Origin of the sequence: Pseudomonas sp. PA15(2017), assembly GCF_001945395.1 — a bacterium.
GTDB lineage: Bacteria > Pseudomonadota > Gammaproteobacteria > Pseudomonadales > Pseudomonadaceae > Aquipseudomonas.
The window spans coordinates 193,060-212,500 of sequence record NZ_MSXV01000007.1; the positions used below are offsets into that span (position 1 = coordinate 193,060).

Genomic DNA, 19,441 nt, shown 5'->3' on the forward strand with positions numbered 1-19,441 from the left:
GAAAGGAACACGACCATGACACAAGCCATCAGCCGTCCAGCCCCGACCATGGCGGAAAAGATCGAAAGTATCGACGCGCTCTGCGCCCGTGCGCGAATCATGCCGGTGATCACCATTGCCCGTGAAGAAGACATTCTGCCGCTGGCCGACGCCCTGGATGCCGGCGGTCTGCAAGTGCTGGAAATCACCCTGCGCTCGCCCCATGGCCTGACCGCCATCCGCCGCCTGCGCAAAGAACGCCCGCACCTGTGCGTGGGGGCCGGCACGGTGCTCGATCGCCATATGCTCGAAGCGGTGGAGGAGGCCGGTGCCCAGTTCATCGTCAGCCCCGGCTCCACCGACGAACTGCTGCGCGCTGCACTGCAAAGCCCGGTGCCGATGCTCCCTGGCGTGGCCAGTGCCTCGGAGATCATGGTCGGCTATGCCCTGGGCTATCGCCGCTTCAAGCTGTTCCCGGCCGAGGTCTGCGGCGGTACTGCCGCGCTCAAGGCGCTGGGCGGTCCATTTGGCGATATCCGCTTCTGCCCGACCGGCGGCGTCGGCCCGGCCAACGTGCAAAACTACATGGCGCTGCCCAATGTGATGTGCGTGGGCGGCAGCTGGATGCTCGACAGCAGCAAAGGCTGGGACGCCGTGCGCCAAGCCAGTGCCGACGCCCTGGCGCTGCTGGGCTGAGTCTCGGCCCGCGACACGCGGGCCTGCTTGAACATTTCCGTCGCCGGCTCGATGCCTCTGTCGCGCCGGCGTCTCTATTTTCGAGGTTCGCGAATGACCCTGCGCATCAGCAAAGACACTCGCTTGTGCATGTCGCTCTCCGGGCGGCCCGGTAACTTCGGCACGCGCTTTCAGAACTATCTGTACCGCGAGCTGGAGCTGGATTACCTGTACAAGGCCTTCACCACCACCGATCTGCCGGCGGCCATTGGCGGCATTCGCGCCCTTGGCGTGCGCGGCTGCGCGGTGTCGATGCCGTTCAAGGAGGCCTGCATCGAACACCTCGATGGCTTGCACGACTCGGCGGCGACGCTGCAGTCGGTCAACACCATCGTAGCCGATGATGGCCGCCTGACCGGCTACAACACCGACTACAGCGCGGTGGTGAAACTGTTGCAGAAACACGGCGTGCCTGCGGCCAGTCGCTATGCCCTGCGCGGCAGCGGCGGCATGGCCAAGGCCGTGGCCTGCGCACTGCGCGACAGCGGCTTCGCCGACGGTAGCATCATCGCCCGCAACGAGACGGCGGGCAGGGCGCTGGCCGAGCAATGCGGCGTGCACTGGAGCGAGGCGCTGGACGCCGAGCCGGCACAGCTGCTGGTCAACGTCACGCCCCTTGGCATGCGCGGCGCCGAGGCCGGCCAGCTGGCCTTCAGCGAGCAGGCGGTGGCAGCAGCGCAGTGGGTTTTCGATGTGGTCGCCGTGCCGGTGGAAACTCCGCTGATTCGTCTGGCACGTTCCCTGGGCAAGCCGGTGATCACCGGTGGCGAAGTGATCGTGCTGCAAGCCGTCGAGCAATTCGTGCTGTACACCGGCGTGCGCCCCGATGCCGAGCTGATCGAACGGGCGGCGCGCTGCGCTCTGGCCGAGTAAGGCGCTCAGGTCGCCGTCTCGGCCCGCGCGAATTCGGTGGCGGCCTTGCCGTGAAACTGGCGGCGCAAGCACCATTCGCCGCAGGTCGCGGCTCCTTCACGACTGCAGATTCAGCACCAATCGTGTAGGCGCGTCGCCCCGACGCGAACGCTCTCGCGCGCTGAGGACCCCGGGTGCCCTTACCGGCAATTTGTAAGACGGTGTCATTAAAAGTTTGCACTTTCCGTTTCCCAGCCAAGTCGTAAAAGGTGTAGGGCATGGCGCTGCGTCGAGCGCTCTGCCAGACGCTGGCTTCGCCGTAGCGCCATGCCCTGCAATCCGAACGGAACGCCTTACCCAGGCTTCCGAAGCCAGGTGCGTCGCTAATCGGCGGCCGCCGACAGACGAGCAAGGAGATAGCCATGGGCTTGGGAACCATACTGCTGATCATTCTGATCCTGATGCTGATTGGTGCCATACCGGCATGGCCGCACAGCCGCAGCTGGGGCTACGGGCCTACCGGCGGCCTTGGACTGGTGCTGGTCATCGTGCTGGTACTGCTGCTACTGGGCTACATATGAGCCAGCGCCTGCATCGCTGATGCAGGCGTCGCCGTCGGCGGTTCTCGCCGCTGACGGTGGCCCAGCCCCGCAACATCCCCCTCATCTCTCACCCCGGAGGTCGCCTGCTTGGATCTGGTGATTGCACGGCCCGAAGGCCTGTATTGTCCTCCCGGAGATTTCTACATCGACCCCTGGCGTCCCGTCGAGCGCGCCGTTATCACCCATGGCCATGGCGACCATGCGCGCACCGGCAGCGCCCATTACCTGGCCGCAGCGCCGGGCGAGGGTATTCTGCGTACGCGCCTGGGCCGCGACATAAACCTGCAGACCCTGGCCTACGGCGAAATCATCGACCACCACGGCGTCACCCTGAGCTTCCACCCTGCCGGGCACGTGCTGGGATCGGCTCAGGTGCGCCTGGAGTACCGGGGCGAAGTCTGGGTCGCGTCAGGCGACTACAAGGTCGAGCCGGACGGCACCTGCGACCCTTTTGAGCCGGTGCGATGCCACACCTTCATCACCGAATCGACCTTCGGTCTGCCGATCTACCGTTGGCAGCCCCAGGCGCAGATCTTCGCGGGCATCAACGACTGGTGGCGGCAGAACCAGCAAGCCGGTCGCGCCAGCGTGCTGTTCTGCTACGCCTTCGGCAAGGCGCAGCGCATCCTCCACGGCATCGATGAAAGCATTGGGCCGATCCTTGGCCATGGCTCCATGGAACCGCTGCATCAGGTGTATCGCGATGCCGGTGTCTACCTGCCCGAAACACGCTACGCCGGCGATGTGCCCAAGGGTGATCCGCTGCTGCGCCAGGCGCTGGTGCTGGCGCCGCCATCGGCTGGCGGCAGCACCTGGATCCGCCGCTTCGGCGACTATAGCGATGCCTTCGCCAGCGGCTGGATGCTGCTGCGCGGCACGCGTCGGCGCCGCGGCGTGGACCGCGGTTTCGTGCTGTCCGACCATGCCGACTGGCCGGGCTTGCTGTGGGCCATCGAGCAGACCGGCGCCGAGCGGGTGATGGTCACCCACGGCTCGGTGAACATCCTCGTTCGCCATCTGCGCGAGCAGGGCCTGGACGCCCAGGCCTTCGCCACCGAATACGGTGAGGAAGAAGACGCCGCGGTCGAGGCGAGTTCATGATCGCTTTCGCGCAGCTTTATGCGCGCCTCGATGCCACTACCTCGAGCAACGCCAAGCTCGCTGCCCTGCAGGATTACCTGCGCGATGCCGAGCCCGCTGATGCCGCCTGGGCCGTGTACTTTCTGGCCGGCGGCCGACCACGGCAATTGGTGCCTTCGCGGCAACTGCGCGAACTGGCGATGCAGCGTGCGGGCCTGTCCGACTGGTTGTTCGAGGAGAGCTATTCGGCGGTGGGCGACCTGGCGGAAACCATCGCGCTGTTGTTGCCCGAGGCCACCTCGACCTCCGGAGACGGCCTGGCGGTGTGGGTCGAGCAGAAACTGCTGCCGTTGCGCGGTCTGCCGCCTGATGAACTGGCGATGCGTCTGGACGCCCTGTGGGCGCAGCTCGACCGGCAATCGTTGATGGTCAGCATCAAGCTGATCACCGGCGCGTTCCGGGTCGGGGTTTCCAAGCTGTTGGTCACCCGCGCCCTGGCGGCCATCGCCGAGGTGGACGCCAAGCGTGTTGCCCAGCGCCTGGTCGGCTATACCGACCTGTCGAATCGGCCCACGGCGGCGTCCTATGAACGGCTCATCGCCGCTGAATCAGAAGACGAGCACGCCCAGCGCGGTGGCCAGCCTTATCCATTCTTTCTCGCCCATCCGCTGCAGCGCCCGCTGGAGGAGTTCGACGCCAGCCTGGGGGCACCCGGCGACTGGCTGATCGAATGGAAGTGGGATGGCATTCGCGCGCAGCTGGTCAAGCGCGATGGCCAGTTGTGGGTCTGGTCGCGTGGCGAAGAATTGATCAGCGAGCGCTTTCCCGAGCTGCAGGAGTTGGCGCCGCTGTTGCCCGACGGCACGGTGATCGATGGCGAGCTGGTGGTCTGGCGGCATGCGCCGGATGCGACCGCCAGGCAGGGCGAGTTGATGGCCGCAGCGGCGTCCGTGCCTGCCGAGCGCCTCAACGATCAGGTCGAGGAGCAGCTCGAACGATTCGGCATCCAGCCGTTCGCTCTCTTGCAGCAGCGCATCGGCCGCAAGACCCTCAGCCGCAAACTGCTCGAGGAAGTGCCGGTGGCGGTGCTCGCTTACGACCTGCTGGAATGGCAGGGCGAGGACTGGCGCAGCCACCCGCAGCACCAGCGCCGTGCGCAGATGGAACAGGTGGTGGCCAACTGCGCCAGCCCCCGGCTGATGCCGTCGCCGCTGCTGCATGGCGACACTTGGCAGACTCTCGCCGAGCAGCGCGAAGCCTCACGCTCGCTGGGCGTCGAGGGCATGATGCTCAAGGCCCGTGAGTCGGCCTATGGCGTGGGGCGCAGCAAGGACGTTGGGGTGTGGTGGAAATGGAAGATCGACCCGTTGAGCGTCGACGCCGTGCTGATCTACGCCCAGCGCGGTCATGGCCGCCGCGCCAGTTTGTACAGCGATTACACCTTTGCCGTGTGGGACGGCGCGCCGGGTGATCCCGAACGGCGTCTGGTGCCCTTCGCCAAGGCCTACTCGGGGCTTACCGACGAGGAAATGCGCAAGGTGGATGCCATCGTGCGCAAGACCACGGTGGAGAAATTCGGCCCGGTGCGCAGCGTCACCCCTAGCCTGGTGTTCGAGCTGGGCTTCGAGGGCATCGCCCGTTCGCCCCGGCACAAGAGCGGCATCGCCGTGCGCTTTCCGCGGATGCTGCGCTGGCGTCATGACAAAGGCGTGGAGGAGGCCGACACTCTGGAGCTGCTGCAGGAATTGCTGCCATGAGCCTGGCCAGCACCTGGCTGCGGCGTAACGGCTGGAAGGCCTTCGATTTCCAGAAGGAGGTCTGGCAGGCGGTCGCCGATGGTCATAGCGGCTTGCTGCATGCCTCCACCGGCGCCGGCAAGACCTACGCGGTATGGCTGGCCGCGCTCAATCTTTTCGCCGGTAAGGCGCTGCCGAAGAAGGCCGCAGGCAGCAAACGAGCGCCGACAGCGGCTCCCCTGACGGTGCTGTGGATCACCCCGATGCGCGCCCTGGCTGCCGATACGCAGCGCGCCTTGCAGGCACCGATCGACGGCCTGGAGTTGCCCTGGACGGTGGGCATGCGCACCGGCGACACCGGCAGCGCGGAACGTCAGCGCCAGGCGCGGCGCCTGCCCACGGCATTGGTGACCACCCCCGAAAGCCTGACCCTGCTGCTGACCGGTGCCGACGCAAAAAACCAGTTCGCCCGTGTCGGCATGCTGGTGGTGGACGAGTGGCACGAGCTACTCGGCAACAAGCGCGGCGTGCAGTTGCAGCTGGCCCTGGCGCGGCTGCGCCTGTGGAATCCGCAACTGATCGTCTGGGGGCTGTCGGCAACCCTGGGCAATCAGCCTCACGCGCTGGAGGTCCTACTGCCCGACGGCAACGGGCGTCTGGTGCGTGGCGAGCAGGGCGGCAGGCCGCTGATCGACACCCTGTTGCCGCCAGCGGTGGAGCGCTTTCCCTGGGCCGGTCACCTGGGCTTGCGGTTACTGCCCCAGGTGGTCGAGGAACTGGATAAGAGCAGCGTCAGCCTGGTGTTCACCAACACCCGCTCGCAGTCGGAACTCTGGTATCAGGCGTTGCTCGAGGCACGGCCGGACTGGGCCGGGCTGATCGCCTTGCATCACGGCTCGCTGGCCCGGGAAGTGCGCGACTGGGTCGAGAACGGCCTCAAACAAGGCAAGCTCAAGGCGGTGGTGTGCACCTCCAGCCTGGATCTGGGGGTCGATTTCCTGCCGGTCGAGCGGGTGCTGCAGATCGGCTCGGCCAAGGGCGTCGCACGTTTGTTGCAGCGCGCCGGGCGCTCCGGCCATGCGCCCGGGCGCACCTCACGCGCGACGTTGGTGCCGACCCATGCCGTGGAACTGCTCGAGGCGGCTGCCCTGCAGGATACGGTGGCGGCCGGGCGGATCGAGGCCCGTGAGTCGCCCCGTCAGCCGCTGGACGTGCTGGTCCAGCATCTGGTCAGCATGGCCCTTGGTGGTGGCTTTCGGCCTGACGAACTGCTGCGCGAAATACGCAGCACCTGGGCCTATCGCGACCTCGACGACGCGCAGTGGCGCTGGGCGCTGGCCTTCGTACGCCAGGGCGGTGAGTCCCTGAGTGCCTACCCTGACTACCAGCGGGTGGAGCCGGACGCAGAGGGCATCTGGCGGGTACCCAGCCCGCGCCTGGCGCGGCGCCACCGGATGAGCGTGGGCACCATCGTCAGCGATGCCAGCCTGACCGTGAAGTGGTGGAGCAAGGGCGGCGGCGGTTCCCTGGGCAGCGTGGAGGAGGGCTTCATTGCCCGCTTGCGGCCCGGCGACGTGTTCCTGTTCGGCGGTCGCCCACTGGAGCTGGTGCGGGTCGAGAACATGACCGCCTACGTAAAGCGCAGCGCTGCCGGCAAAGCCAGCGTACCGCGCTGGAATGGCGGGCGCATGCCACTTTCCAACACCCTCGCCGAAGCATTGGTGGCGCGCTTTGGCGAGGCCGCTCAGGGTCGTTTCGAGGGCCCGGAAATGCGCCTGCTGCAGCCGCTGCTCGAGGTGCAGGCCAATTGGTCGGCATTGCCGGCACCCGGCACGCTGCTGGCCGAAACCCTGCATTCGCGCGAAGGCTGGCATCTGTTTCTCTATCCCTTCGCCGGGCGCAACGTGCACCTCGGGCTGGCCAGCCTGCTGGCCTGGCGCCTTGGGCAGCGGCGGCCGCTGAGTTTTTCCATCGCCGTCAACGACTACGGCCTGGAGCTGCTGTGCGCCAGTGAAGTGGAATGGCGGCAACTGCTCGACGGCGAGCTGTTCGACGAGCGCGATCTGTTGCATGACGTGCTCGCCAGCCTCAATGCCGGAGAGCTGGCACAGCGGCGCTTTCGCGAGATCGCGCGGATTGCCGGGCTGGTGTTCGACGGCTATCCCGGAGCGGGTAAGAGCCTGCGCCAGGTACAGGCTTCCAGCGGCCTGTTCTTCGACGTGTTCCGCCAGTACGACCCCGGCAACCTGTTGCTCGCCCAGGCCCATGACGAAGTGCTGAGCCAGGAGCTGGACGTGCAGTTGCTGCGCCATACCCTGGCCGACATGCGTGCCGCACGGCTGAACCTGCACGCCTTGCGCCGCGCCACGCCGCTGGCGTTCCCGTTGATGGTCGAGCGCTTTCGCGAGCGGCTCAGTTCGGAAAAGCTCGCTGACCGCATCGCCCGTATGCTCGGCGAACTGGAGCGTGCCGCCGGGCCTGGCCCGCAGGTGGTGGGCGCACCGCTGGTCGAGGTCGAACCGGCAAGCCGCCGCCGCGAACGCAAGCGCAAGGATGGACGCCCGCGAGGCAAGGCCAAGGCCGGATCTGCATGAGTGCAGCTCATCTGGCAGTGGAGCTGGCCGGGGAAACCCTCTGGCTGCTGGCCGACAAGGCGCTGTACTGGCCGGCCCGCCAGGCGCTGCTGATCGCCGATGCGCATTTCGGCAAGGCGGCCACCTACCGCGTACTTGGTCAGCCGGTACCCCAGGGCACCACGGCGCGCAACCTGCAACGCCTCGACCGGATGCTGCAGGACTATCCCACCCGGCAACTGATCTTTCTCGGCGACTTCCTGCATGCCAGGCCGGCGCGCGGTGGCAGCACCCTGGCCGCCTTGCAGGCCTGGCGAGCCCGTAATCCCGCTCTGCAGATCCTGCTGATACGTGGCAACCATGATCGCAGTGCCGGTGATCCCCCGGCCGAGCTGGGTATCGAGGTGGTGAGCGAGCCTTGGCCGATGGGGCCGTTCGCCTTGTGTCATGAGCTGACGAGCTGCCCGGGCCGCCACGTGCTCGCCGGGCACCTGCATCCGGTGTTCGTGCTGCGTGGGCGAGGGCGGGACCGGTTGCGCATGCCGTGCTTCTGCATCGAGCCGGCGGCGACCCTGCTACCGGCGTTCGGTGAGTTCACTGGCGGCTTGGCCATCGAGGCTACCATTCAGCGGGCCATTTATGGGGCGCTGGATGGTTCGGTGTGGCGCTTGGCCTGATTTTTCGTGCGACAGATCGTCACGTCTCGGGTGGTCGGAATACTGGCGATTTGCCGTTTGTCGGCGATACATCGTTGAACAATCGTGATTTATCTCCCACTACGAGCGTCAACTTTTCGCCCGCATGTTCACCTGTCAGATGAAACGATTCACCTGCCTCTAGTTATTTATCGGCCTGCCGATAGAATGCGTGCCGCTCAAAAAATCAGCCTGGTCCAACAATAACTCTCCAGCTGCTCTAACTCGGTTATAAAAGTCGGAGAACGATTGAATGAACAGCTGGTTTTCGAACATCAGCGTTACCTTGAAACTTGCCTTGGGCTTCGGCCTCGTGCTCGCCCTCACCTGCATACTCGCGCTGACCGGCTGGACCAGCATGGGCAGCCTCATCCAGCGCAGTGACTGGACGGCCGACATCGCGCGCCTGAACGACACGCTGACCGACCTGCGCATCACTCGCCTGCAATACATGCTGGCCAACGGCGACGAGCAAATCGCCGAAACCGTGCAGAAGTCCCTCGATGGCTTCAAGGCTCAACACGGCCAGGTTCTTTCCAGCTTCAAGAGCCCGGAAAACGTGCGCCTGCTGCAGGCCCAGGGGGCGCAGATCGACGCGTACCAGCTGTCGCTGAACAAGATGCGCAGTGGCTACCGTGCCAGTAACGACGCCCGCCAGGAAATGACCCGCAACGCGGTGAGCGCTGGCGAGGCGATCGACGAGATCAACACGGCGGTGATGAACCTGCCGCCCTACGATGACAGCCGCGCTGCGCAGTTCCAGGCCATTACCAAGGCTAAGGAAGACTGGCAACTGGTGCGTTATCAGGTGCGTGGCTACACCGGCACGCCAAACGCCGACGCCGAGCGCGCGGCCATCGCCCAGATCGATGCCACCATCAAGGATATGGATGCGTTCCGCCAGGCATTCGCTGCCGAGCATCCGCAGCGCGTCAGCCAGGTCACCAGTGCGCTGGACAACTATCGCAACGCCGTCATGGCCTTCAAGAACGCCACCGAAACCATCGCCGTGGCGCGCAAGGAACTGACCGACGAAGGCTACGAGATCGTGCGCATCAGCAAGGAGCTGACCGCCATCCAGCTTGAGCGCCGCAACAGCGAAACGGCCTCGGCCCGCACCCTGCAGCTGAGCACCACGTTGATCGCCTTGCTGGTCGGCATCCTGGCGGCCTGGCTGATCACCCGCCAGATCACCCGCCCGCTGCAGGAAACCCTGGTCGCCGTGGAGCGCATCGCCGGTGGCGACCTGAGCCAGACCCTGCAGGTGACCCGTCGCGACGAAATGGGCGTGCTGCAGCAGGGCATCCAGCGCATGGGCAGCACCCTGCGGGACCTGATTGGCGGCATCCGCGATGGCGTCACCCAGATCGCCAGCGCTGCCGAAGAGCTGTCGGCCGTGACCGAGCAGACCAGCGCCGGGGTCAACAGCCAGAAGGTGGAAACCGATCAGGTGGCCACCGCCATGCACGAGATGTCCGCCACCGTGCAGGAAGTCGCGCGCAACGCCGCCGACGCCTCGCGCGCCGCCTCCGATGCCGACCGTGAAGCCAACCAGGGCGATCGCGTGGTCAGCGAGGCCATCGCGCAGATCGAGCGCCTGGCTGCCGAAGTGACACGCTCCACCGAGGCGATGAGCCACCTGCAGCAGGAAAGCAACAAGATCGGCAGCGTGATGGACGTGATCAAGGCCGTGGCCGAGCAGACCAACCTGCTGGCCCTTAACGCCGCCATCGAAGCCGCCCGTGCCGGTGAAGCCGGCCGTGGTTTTGCCGTGGTCGCCGACGAGGTACGCGGCCTGGCCCAGCGCACGCAGAAATCCACCGAGGAGATCGAGGAACTGGTCGCCGGCCTGCAGCATGGCACCCAGCAGGTCGCCAACATCATGCACAGCAGCCGCGAACTGACCGACAGCACCGTGGAGCTGACGCGCAAGGCCGGTGGTTCGCTGGAAAGCATCACCCGCACGGTGTCCAACATCCAGTCGATGAACCAGCAGATCGCGGCTGCCGCCGAGCAGCAGAGCGCGGTCGCCGAAGAGATCAGCCGCAGCGTGATCAACGTGCGCGACATCTCCGAGCAGACCGCGGCCGCCAGCGAGGAAACCGCCGCCTCCAGCGTCGAACTGGCCCGCCTGGGCAGCCAGCTGCAGCAGATGGTCAGCCACTTCCGCGTCTGATCGGGACGGTGAGCTGAAACGAAAAGGCCGTAGCTCCCAAGAGCTACGGCCTTTTTCGTTTTGACAGCAGCGACGTGGCGGTGGCTTAGAACCTGTTCACGATCTTTTCAGGTGGCATAAACAGGCTGCTAAAAGGCAGAAGCGGACATCAGCGCAGTATCTGTGGGAGCGGGCGGGGACGCCTAGTCCATGCCCGCGATTTTCGCGCGCATGGCGCGCTCCCACAGTGGATCGGGGAACGGCCGCTACCGCCACTTTGCAGGCAAAAGAATGAAGCCGAGCCGAAGGTCGTGAAGGAGTGTTTAGTGCGTGGCTATCCAGATCAGCAATCCCGCCTGGAACAAACAGAAGGCCACCAGGCAGGCAATGGTGAAACGCAGGCCGCCGTCTTCACGCTTGAGCTGCTCCAGGCGCTCATGCTGCTTGCGTAGCTGGGCGTCCTGTTCCAGCAGGTTCTGGTCGGCCTGTTGCAGCATCTGCGCGGCGTCGAGCTGTTCGATGAACCTGACCTTCTCGTTGTTCCAGTCGCTATGCAGGGCGCTGAGCCGCGGGGCGCCGTATTGCGCCTTGAGTTGATTCTCCTGGTAGTCGACGCTGAGGCCCTGTGCCTTTAGGCAATGATCTCGCCGCGCGCGAGCTTCGTCGTTGAGCGCATCGCGGCTGGGCAGGGGGCCGCTTTCCAGGGTGTAATGGGCACAGTGCTGCTTCGCCCAGGCCGCGGCCTGGGCCAGTAGAAAACGGCCCAGGCCTCGGTTCTGCGGCTCCAGGCTCAGGCCGCTGTCGGGGCCGAAGCGGGCTTCTTTGGCGCGGTGGTCGAGCCATAGTTCCAGCACGTTCTGCTCCTTGCGTACCTTCTGGCCGGGCAGCTGCAGGCTCAGGCGCAGCAGGCTGTGCTCCTTGCTATGTCGCTCGACGCGGCCGAACTGCAGGAAACGCAGCGGGCGGGCGCCGGTGTGGCGGTCGACCGGCAGAGGCGCCAGGCGCAGCAGGCGAAAATGTTCCGCGGCCAGGCCGGCCCAAGGGTGGGACGGCTCGGGCTGTTCGCCTTCCGGCGTGGCGACGGCGGTGGTTTCGCTGTCGGTCATCTGGCGTTCCTCGACAAGCCGCGCTGCACCAGGCAGGGCGGTCTGGACGGACTCATGATCCCGAGGGGCAACCAGCGGTCGCTGCGCAGCAGGTCATGAGCGGTTCTAAGGGTTATCGGCAGCTTTGGCCGTCTCTGCAGGGGGCAACGCCTTGATAAAGCTGGCCAGGCGTGTGGTCAGGCCCCGGGCCAGGGGCAGGTCAGGGTTGTTATAGGAGGCCAGTTGCGCCTCCATGTCCAGCGGCACGATGCGCAGCACATGGTTCATGCCGGTGACGATCTGCAGCTCGGCACGCGGGTTGGCAGCGTGCAGCGCTTCGGCGTCCTGCACGCTGACCTGGATGTCGTGATCGCCCTGCAGGATCAGCGCCGGCACCTTGACCTGGGCAAAGGCGGCAGCCGGGTCCTGGCGGAACAGGGAAATCAGGTAGGGCTGCACGCTGGTGCGGAACAGCACGGTCAGCTCGTCCGACACCTGCGGCACTTGGCGGCCCTCTTGCAGGGCTTCGAGCAGCGCCTCGGCTTCGCTACGCAGGCGCGGCGGCAGGCGGTTGCGCAGTTGTTCGCGCAGCAGTTGATCGATGGGGCGTGCGCTACCGGCGATCGATACGAGCGCATCCGCGTCTGTCTGGTTGGCTGCCAGGGCGGCGATCAGTGCGCCTTCGCTGTGGCCGACCAGAATCACCTGGCTGAAGCGTTTGTCCTGGCGCAATTGATGCACCCAGGCCACCACGTCGGCCACATAGCGCTCCACGCTGAGGTCGCGCTCATGCGGCGTGGCGGCAAAGCTGGCGGCGATGCCGCGCTTGTCGTAACGCATACTGGCGATGCCTTGCTGGGCCAGGGCCTGGGCCAGTTTGCGGTGCGCATCGTTATGCCCGCCACCGGGATTGTTGCCATTGCGGTCGGTCGGCCCGGAGCCGGCCACCAGCAGTACCACGGGCACCGCTTCGCTGCGCTGCGGCAGCACCAATGAGCCGTTAAGCACGCCCTGGCCTGTATCCAGGCTGGCCGGCTCACGCAGGATGGAGGCGGCCTGAACCAGGCCAGTGAAGAGGGATAGGGTCAAAAGCAAGGCTCGCAGCATGATGGAAACGGGTCTTTGATGGGCTCTGTTGGACGCTGGCAAATGGCCAAAGGTTCGCGCGCGGGTGATCTCGGCGCTTGGCTGGGAGTATACTCAGCGGCTTTCTTCATGGGCCTGCCTTTTCGCCGCAGGCTGCGGATCGAACTTCTCTGGAGCCTCGTGCAATGTCCGGCAATACCTTCGGCAAGCTGTTCACCGTCACCACGGCAGGCGAGAGCCATGGCCCGGCGCTGGTCGCCATCGTCGACGGCTGCCCGCCCGGCCTGGAGATTTCCCTGGACGACCTGCAGCGTGACCTGGACCGCCGCAAGCCCGGCACCAGCCGCCATACCACCCAGCGCCAGGAAGCTGACGAGGTGGAAATCCTCTCCGGGGTATTCGAAGGCAAGACCACTGGCTGTGCCATCGGCCTGCTGATCCGCAACACCGACCAGAAGTCCAAGGACTATTCGGCAATCAAGGACCTGTTCCGCCCGGCTCACGCCGACTACACCTACCACCACAAGTACGGCATCCGCGACTACCGTGGCGGCGGCCGCAGCTCGGCCCGCGAAACCGCCATGCGCGTGGCGGCTGGCGCCATCGCCAAGAAGTACCTGGCCAGCCAGGGCATCGTCGTTCGCGGCTACATGAGCCAGTTGGGTCCTATCGAGATCCCGTTCAAGACCTGGGATTCGGTGGAAGAGAACGCCTTCTTCAGCCCTGATCCTGCCAAGGTGCCAGAGCTGGAGGCCTACATGGACCAACTGCGCCGCGACCAGGATTCGGTGGGCGCGAAGATCACCGTGGTCGCCGAAGGCGTGATGCCGGGCCTCGGCGAGCCCATCTTCGACCGCCTGGATGCCGAGCTGGCCCATGCGCTGATGAGCATCAACGCGGTCAAGGGCGTGGAAATCGGTGATGGTTTCGCGGCCGTCGCCCAGCGCGGCACCGAGCACCGCGACGAGCTGACCCCGGCGGGCTTCGTGTCCAACCATGCCGGCGGCATTCTCGGCGGTATTTCCAGCGGCCAGCCGATCGTTGCTCACCTGGCGCTCAAACCGACTTCCAGCATCACCACGCCGGGCCGCTCCATCGATGTCGATGGCAACCCGGCGGACATGATCACCAAAGGCCGCCACGACCCCTGCGTCGGCATCCGCGCTACGCCGATCGCCGAAGCGATGATGGCCATGGTGCTGATGGATCACCTGCTGCGTCACCGTGGACAGAACGCCGACGTGCGCGTGACCACGCCGGTGCTGGCGCAACTGTGAGCATACCGGTGTGCGCCGGTAGCGGGGCCGGCGCTCTGTTCGCGCCTGCAGCCTGAGGCTTGCCGCCCATGGCTACACTGCCGTACTGGCGGCTGTCCGGTTTCTACCTCTTCTACTTCGCCCTGCTGGGCGCCACGGCGCCGTTTCTCGGCCTGTACTTCGCTCACTTGGGGTTCTCGCCGGCACGCATCGGCGAGCTGGTGGCCATTCCCATGCTGATGCGCTGCATCGCGCCGAACCTGTGGGGCTGGCTGGGCGATTACAGCGGCCGGCGCCTGCTGATCGTGCGGTTGGGCGCCTTGAGCACGTTGCTCAGCCTGAGCCTGATCTTCGTCAGCCAGAGTTACGCCTGGCTGGCGCTGGTGATGGCGTTGCATGCCTTCTTCTGGCATGCGGTGCTGCCGCAGTTCGAAGTCATCACCCTGGCGCACCTGCGCGAGCAGTCGGCGCGCTATGCGCAGATCCGTCTGTGGGGCTCGATCGGTTTCATTCTCAGCGTGGTCGGCCTGGGCAAGGCGTTCGATCTGCTGAGCCTGGAGGTCTATCCCTGGGCACTGTTGCTGATCATCACCGGCATCGCCCTGAGCAGCTTCTGGGTACCGGATGCGCAGCCGTTGGCGTCCTCGCAATCACCGGATCAGGGTGGTTTCCTGAGGCAGCTCAGGCGGCCCGGGGTGCTGGCCTTCTACCTGTGCGTGGCGCTGATGCAGCTGTCCCACGGGCCGTATTACACCTTTCTGAGCATCCACCTGGAGCAGCTCGGTTACAGCCGTGGGCTGATCGGTATGCTGTGGGCGCTGGGGGTGGTCGCCGAGGTGCTGGTGTTCATGGCCATGGCGCGCCTGCTGCAACGCTTCAGCCTGCGCCAGGTGCTGATCGCCAGTTTCGCCATCGCGGCACTGCGTTGGGTGCTGATGGGCTTTCTGGCCGATCACCTGAGCGTGCTGCTGTTCGCCCAGGTGCTGCATGCCGCTACTTTCGGCAGTTTCCATGCTGCATCCATCGCCTTCGTGCAGCGCAGCTTCGGCGCGCGCCAGCAGGGCCAGGGGCAGGCGCTCTACGCCTCGCTGGCCGGCATCGGCGGCGCGCTGGGTGCCCTGTACGCCGGCTATAGCTGGAACGGCCTTGGCCCGCCGTGGACATTCGCCCTGGCGGGACTGGCCGCGTTGGTCGCAGCCGTTATCATGGCCCGACGCACGGCCGAGCCGACATGACCCAATCAGGTCGCCGCGAGGTGGCCGACACCAGACAGGAATTACCCATGAGTCGCCTGAGCGTTCATCACCAGTCCAGCCCGCAGATTCCCGACAAGGTGCTGGGCCATGCCGAGGACATCGCCAGCACGCTGGCGGCCGTCGGTATCGAGTATCGCGAGTTGCCGCTCCAGGCACGGGTGCAGGCTGGGGATGCCAGCGAGGCCATTTTCGCCGCCCTGGGCGAGTCGCTGGAGCCGCTCAGGCGTGACGGCGACCTGAGCCAGGCCGAGGTGATCAGCATCGACCAGCGCCGCTGGCCCCGCGAGGGCGAAAAGCCGCCTCAGGCGCTGGTCGAAGTGCTGGCCGATGGCGCGCAGCTATACCTGTTTCTGGCCGGGCAGGGCCTGCTGAGCCTGCATGTCGATGACTACGTCTACGCCTTGGTCGGTGAACGCAATGCGCTGATCAGCGTACCGGCGGGCACGCGTCACTGGTTCGATCTGGGCGAATTTCCCCACTGCGCGGCGGTTCGTCTGTTTGCTGCAAACGCCGTGGCGGCGTGGCCAAGCGGTGATGCCATCGCTGCCGACTTCCCGCGCCTGGAAGATTAGTCGAACAGGCTGGCCTGGGGCCTCGGCACCGCGCCTTCGAGTTCCAGCAGCAGCTGTTTACGCGGCAGGCCGCCGGCAAAGCCGGTGAGGCTGCCGTCGCGGCCAATCACCCGGTGGCAGGGAATGATGATGCAGATCGGGTTGGCGCCATTGGCCGCACCCACGGCGCGCACGGCGTTGGGCCGCTCGATGCGTTGGGCGAGGGCGCTGTAGCTGTCGATCTTGCCGAAGGGAATCTGCTGCAGCGCCTGCCACACCGCCTGCTGGAAGGGTGTGCCCTGCGGGTTGAGGCGCAGCTCGAAGCGTTGCCGGCGGCCTTCGAAGTATTCATCGAGCTGGCGGCTGGCGTCATCGAGCTGTGAACCGGCTTCGCGCCAGCCATCACCGATCTGCCAGGGCGTGCGCTCCACGTCCATCAGCAACTGCTGCAGGCCGCGCTCGTCGCCAACCATGAACAGGCAGCCGATAGGGCTTTGCTGGTAGCGATAGAACATCCTCAGCCTCCCGAATAGTTATGCCACAGATGTGCGGCGGCGTAGGCACGCCACGGTCGCCAGGCTTCGGCGTGCAACTGCAGCTGCCGGGCGCTGATGCCGGTCGGGCCCCAGATCGGCGCTTTGAGCAGGCCCAGGTCACTGGCGGGGAAGGCGTCGGCGTCACCAAAGGCACGCAGGGCGATGTATTCGGCCGTCCACGGGCCGATGCCGGGCAGGGCGCACAGGCGCTGGATCAGCTCGTCGGCGCCCTGGCTGATATCCAGACGCAACGCGCCGCTGGCCACCTGGGCGGCGAAATGCTGCAGGGTCTGCACCCGTTTGCCGGGCATGCCGATGCCGTCGAGCGTGGCCTCGGCGATGGCCGCCGGGGTTGGGAACAGCCGGTCGATACCGGCCGGGGCGCCCGCCAGTGGATCGCTGAGCCGGGCCAAGAGCCGGCCGGTGATGGTTACCGCCGCCTTGACCGTGACCTGCTGACCAACGATGGCGCGCACCGCCTGTTCGAATGCATCGAAGGCGGTGGGCAGACGCAGGCCGGGGTGGCGCGCGAGCATCGCGGCCAGATGCGGGTCGCCGGCAAAATGCGCGGCGATCAGCGCCGGGTCGGCATCCAGGTCGAACATGCGCCGTACTCGCTGTGTGAGTTCCGGCAGGCAAGCGCGGGCCGAGGCGCTGTGCACCAGTTTCAGGGCCTGTGTGTCGGGCAGGGCGGTGACGCGAAACCAGCCAATGGTTTCGCCAAGGCGAAAGCTGCGGCAGTAGTCGCGCTCGCCCAGGCATTCCTGCCCGCCGATGGCGCGCAGCCTGAAGTGGGCGTGGAACTGCTGCCAGTCCCAGGGCGCCCGATACGGCAGGAAGATGGATTCGGTAGTTGTCATGGCGTGAAGATAACGCCGGGGTGGCGCCTTGTCAGCGTGGAAAGTGACTTTCAAACCTGCTCTCGTCCAACTTGTCGAGAACCGCTATCGACAAATTTTTCACATCCCAACGTACAGACTGCCGCCGCGCCGCTCGCCGACACAGGCCGAGCCTGCAGTAAACGTTTCTTGCGGATGATCGAACATGACCCCTACAGCAGTTCAGGGCACCCCGTCCAACTCCTTGCAGCCGATACGCAGCCAGTTGCTCTTCACCCTGTTCAGTGGTCTGGCCCTGCTGGTGATGTACACGCTGCTGCGCGTCGCCTTGCTGGGCTACAACCGCGAACTGATCGGCGACACCCCGAGCGCCGCCTTCGTCGAAGCCTTCTACAACGGTCTGCGCTTCGACCTGCGCGTGGTGGTCTACGCCTGCGCGCCACTGCTGATCGCCTTGCTCAGCACCCGCGCCATGCTGGCCCGCGGCTGGCAGCGCCTGTGGCTGACGGTCTTCGCCAGCATCACGCTGTTTCTCGGCCTGGCCGAGCTGGATTTCTACAAGGAATTCCACCAGCGCCTCAACAGCCTGGTGTTCCAGTACCTGCAGGAAGACCAGGCCACCGTGATGAGCATGCTCTGGAATGGTTTTCCGGTGGCGCGCTATCTGATCGCCTGGTTCGTCATCACCGGCCTGTTGTGGTGGATGTTCAGCCGCTTCGATCGGGCCAGCCGCACCGAGCTGCCGGCTGGCACGGGCACCGCTCGGCCGAAGGTCGCCTGGTACTGGCGGGTGTCGGTGTTCTTTGTGTGCCTGCTGATCGCCGTGATCGCCGCTCGCGGCCACCTGCGCCAGGGCCCGCCGCTGCGCTGGGGCGATGCCTACACGACCGAATCGATGTTCGCCAACCAGCTGGGTCTCAATGGCACGCTGACGCTGTTCACCGCCGCCCAGGCAACCTTCGGCCCGCACCGTGACAACACCTGGCAGTCGACCCTGGAAGACGCCCAGGCCCGGCAGATCACCCGCGACATGCTGCTCACTCCGGACGATCAGTTGATCGATGCCGACAGCGCTGCCGTGCGCCGCGTCTACACGCCACCGAGCGACAAGACCCTGCCGATCCGCAACGTGGTGGTCATCCTGATGGAAAGCTTTGCCGGGCATTCGGTCGGCGCCCTCGGTGCGCCCGGCAACATCACCCCGTATTTCGACAAGTTGAGCCAGGAGGGGCTGCTGTTCGACCGCTTCTTCTCCAACGGCACTCACACCCACCAAGGCATGTTCGCCACCATGGCGTGCTTTCCGAACCTGCCAGGTTTCGAGTACCTGATGCGCACGCCGGAGGGCTCCCACAAGTTCTCTGGCCTGCCGCAGCTGCTCGGCGCCCGTGGCTACGACAACCTGTACGTCTATAACGGCAACTTCCAGTGGGATAACCAGTCGGGCTTCTTCAGCAACCAGGGCATGACCCATTTCATCGGTCGCGAGGATTTCGTCGACCCGGTGTTCATGGACCCGACCTGGGGCGTGTCCGACCAGGACATGTTCGACCGCGGCGCTCTGGAGCTGAGGACCAATTATGGCCAAAAGCCTTTCTATGCACTGCTGCAAACGCTTTCCAACCATACGCCGTACGCGCTGCCGGAGGATCTGCCGGTCGAACCGGTGATGATCGATGGCAAGCAAGACCTGCACCGCACCGCCATGCGCTATTCGGACTGGGCGTTGGGGCAGTTCTTCGAAAAGGCACGCAAGGAACCGTATTTCAACGAGACGCTGTTCGTGATGGTTGGCGATCACGGTTTCGGTGGTTTCGACCAGGTTACCGAGATGGACCTGCAGCGCTTCAACGTGCCGCTGCTGTTGATCGCGCCCGGTATCCAGGAGAAGTTCGGCAAGGTCAGCCACACCGTCGGCACCCAGGTGGATATCGTGCCGACCATCATGGGTCGCCTTGGCGGCGAGACGCGTCATCAATGCTGGGGTCGCGATCTGCTCAACCTGCCAGAGGGCGACGGCGGTGTCGGTGTGATCAAACCCTCTGGCGGTGATCAGACCGTGGCCATCGTCACTGCCGACCAGGTGCTGGTGCAGCCCAAGGATTTCGAGCCGCGCTTGTACCGTTACCAATTGGGTGCCAAGCCGACCGCCGCGCGCATCGAAGGCCCGGTCGATGAGGAGCTGAAGAAACGCCTTGAAGGCTTCCTGCAGACCGCCACCAAAAGCTTGCTGGACAATACGGCTGGCGTGGTGAACGGCATGCCTGACAAGCCAAAGCCCTGAGGCAGAAATGAAAACCGGCGCCTAGCAGACTGTGTGAAAACCTAGCAGTCCGAGGGTGAGTTGAAGACAATGCCTCTATCGGTTGATAGGGGCATTGTCGTTTATGGGTTATATCCAGGGCGAAGGTCGCGGGCAAAGCAG

The 19,441-nt window shown here is 65.6% G+C and carries 16 protein-coding genes and 1 pseudogene; 13 read left to right on the plus strand and 4 right to left on the minus strand.

Going from position 1 to position 19,441, the window contains the following annotated elements; genetic code table 11:
• The first annotated feature begins 15 nt into the window (after positions 1-15).
• From BVH03_RS03010 to BVH03_RS27145, 9 genes and pseudogenes are all read left to right on the plus strand, one after another.
• Complete coding sequence (locus BVH03_RS03010) at positions 16-675, plus strand: bifunctional 4-hydroxy-2-oxoglutarate aldolase/2-dehydro-3-deoxy-phosphogluconate aldolase (protein WP_075959821.1); 660 nt, start codon at positions 16-18, stop codon at positions 673-675.
• Between the two features lie 93 nt (positions 676-768).
• Complete coding sequence (locus tag BVH03_RS03015; RefSeq protein ID WP_075959822.1) at positions 769-1,587, plus strand: shikimate 5-dehydrogenase; 819 nt, start codon at positions 769-771, stop codon at positions 1,585-1,587.
• Between the two features lie 401 nt (positions 1,588-1,988).
• Complete coding sequence (locus BVH03_RS03020; protein ID WP_004373322.1) at positions 1,989-2,147, plus strand: DUF3309 family protein; 159 nt, start codon at positions 1,989-1,991, stop codon at positions 2,145-2,147.
• Between the two features lie 108 nt (positions 2,148-2,255).
• Positions 2,256-3,269 (plus strand): ligase-associated DNA damage response exonuclease, encoded by a 1,014-nt coding sequence (locus BVH03_RS03025; RefSeq protein ID WP_075959823.1) that lies wholly within the window; start codon positions 2,256-2,258, stop codon positions 3,267-3,269.
• Positions 3,266-5,005, plus strand: a complete 1,740-nt coding sequence (locus BVH03_RS03030) for an ATP-dependent DNA ligase (RefSeq protein WP_075959824.1) — start codon at positions 3,266-3,268, stop codon at positions 5,003-5,005. Before BVH03_RS03025 ends, BVH03_RS03030 begins: the two co-directional genes overlap by 4 nt.
• On the plus strand, positions 5,002-7,578 hold the full coding sequence (locus tag BVH03_RS03035) for a ligase-associated DNA damage response DEXH box helicase (RefSeq protein WP_075959825.1): 2,577 nt from the start codon (positions 5,002-5,004) through the stop codon (positions 7,576-7,578). The genes BVH03_RS03030 and BVH03_RS03035 overlap by 4 nt, the downstream gene beginning before the upstream one ends.
• A complete protein-coding gene (gene pdeM, locus BVH03_RS03040; protein WP_075959826.1) occupies positions 7,575-8,234 on the plus strand; it encodes a ligase-associated DNA damage response endonuclease PdeM in 660 nt (219 codons plus the stop codon). The genes BVH03_RS03035 and pdeM overlap by 4 nt, the downstream gene beginning before the upstream one ends.
• Positions 8,235-8,610: 376 nt before the next feature.
• A pseudogene (locus tag BVH03_RS27140) lies at positions 8,611-9,525 on the plus strand (methyl-accepting chemotaxis protein); the annotation flags it as partial.
• Between the two features lie 198 nt (positions 9,526-9,723).
• Positions 9,724-10,428 (plus strand): methyl-accepting chemotaxis protein, encoded by a 705-nt coding sequence (locus tag BVH03_RS27145; protein WP_371915336.1) that lies wholly within the window; start codon positions 9,724-9,726, stop codon positions 10,426-10,428.
• Between the two features lie 302 nt (positions 10,429-10,730).
• Here BVH03_RS27145 and BVH03_RS03050 read toward each other — a convergent pair whose 3' ends face one another.
• Together BVH03_RS03050 and BVH03_RS03055 are read right to left on the minus strand one after the other, a co-directional pair.
• Positions 10,731-11,513, minus strand: a complete 783-nt coding sequence (locus BVH03_RS03050; protein ID WP_075959828.1) for a hypothetical protein — start codon at positions 11,511-11,513, stop codon at positions 10,731-10,733.
• 105 nt (positions 11,514-11,618) lie between these two features.
• Positions 11,619-12,599 (minus strand): S9 family peptidase, encoded by a 981-nt coding sequence (locus BVH03_RS03055; RefSeq protein ID WP_075959829.1) that lies wholly within the window; start codon positions 12,597-12,599, stop codon positions 11,619-11,621.
• A 164-nt stretch (positions 12,600-12,763) separates the two neighbouring features.
• On the opposite strand from BVH03_RS03055, the gene aroC reads away from it, so the two are divergent.
• The 3 genes from aroC (at position 12,764) to BVH03_RS03070 (ending at position 15,662) form a co-directional block, all read left to right on the plus strand.
• Positions 12,764-13,855, plus strand: a complete 1,092-nt coding sequence (gene aroC / locus BVH03_RS03060; protein WP_075959830.1) for a chorismate synthase — start codon at positions 12,764-12,766, stop codon at positions 13,853-13,855.
• Positions 13,856-13,923: 68 nt separating this feature from the next.
• On the plus strand, positions 13,924-15,069 hold the full coding sequence (locus BVH03_RS03065) for an MFS transporter (RefSeq protein WP_075959831.1): 1,146 nt from the start codon (positions 13,924-13,926) through the stop codon (positions 15,067-15,069).
• 47 nt (positions 15,070-15,116) lie between these two features.
• Positions 15,117-15,662: a hypothetical protein gene (locus BVH03_RS03070; RefSeq protein ID WP_075959832.1), complete on the plus strand. Its 546-nt coding sequence runs from the start codon at positions 15,117-15,119 to the stop codon at positions 15,660-15,662.
• Here BVH03_RS03070 and BVH03_RS03075 read toward each other — a convergent pair.
• On the minus strand, positions 15,659-16,156 hold the full coding sequence (locus BVH03_RS03075; protein WP_075959833.1) for a methylated-DNA--[protein]-cysteine S-methyltransferase: 498 nt from the start codon (positions 16,154-16,156) through the stop codon (positions 15,659-15,661). The two genes, BVH03_RS03070 and BVH03_RS03075, sit on opposite strands and share 4 nt — an antisense overlap.
• A gap of 2 nt (positions 16,157-16,158) precedes the next feature.
• Positions 16,159-17,037 (minus strand): DNA-3-methyladenine glycosylase, encoded by an 879-nt coding sequence (locus tag BVH03_RS03080; RefSeq protein WP_075959834.1) that lies wholly within the window; start codon positions 17,035-17,037, stop codon positions 16,159-16,161.
• A 184-nt stretch (positions 17,038-17,221) separates the two neighbouring features.
• On the opposite strand from BVH03_RS03080, the gene BVH03_RS03085 reads away from it, so the two are divergent.
• A complete protein-coding gene (locus BVH03_RS03085) occupies positions 17,222-19,300 on the plus strand; it encodes an LTA synthase family protein (RefSeq protein WP_075959835.1) in 2,079 nt (692 codons plus the stop codon).
• The last annotated feature ends 141 nt before the right edge of the window (positions 19,301-19,441 follow it).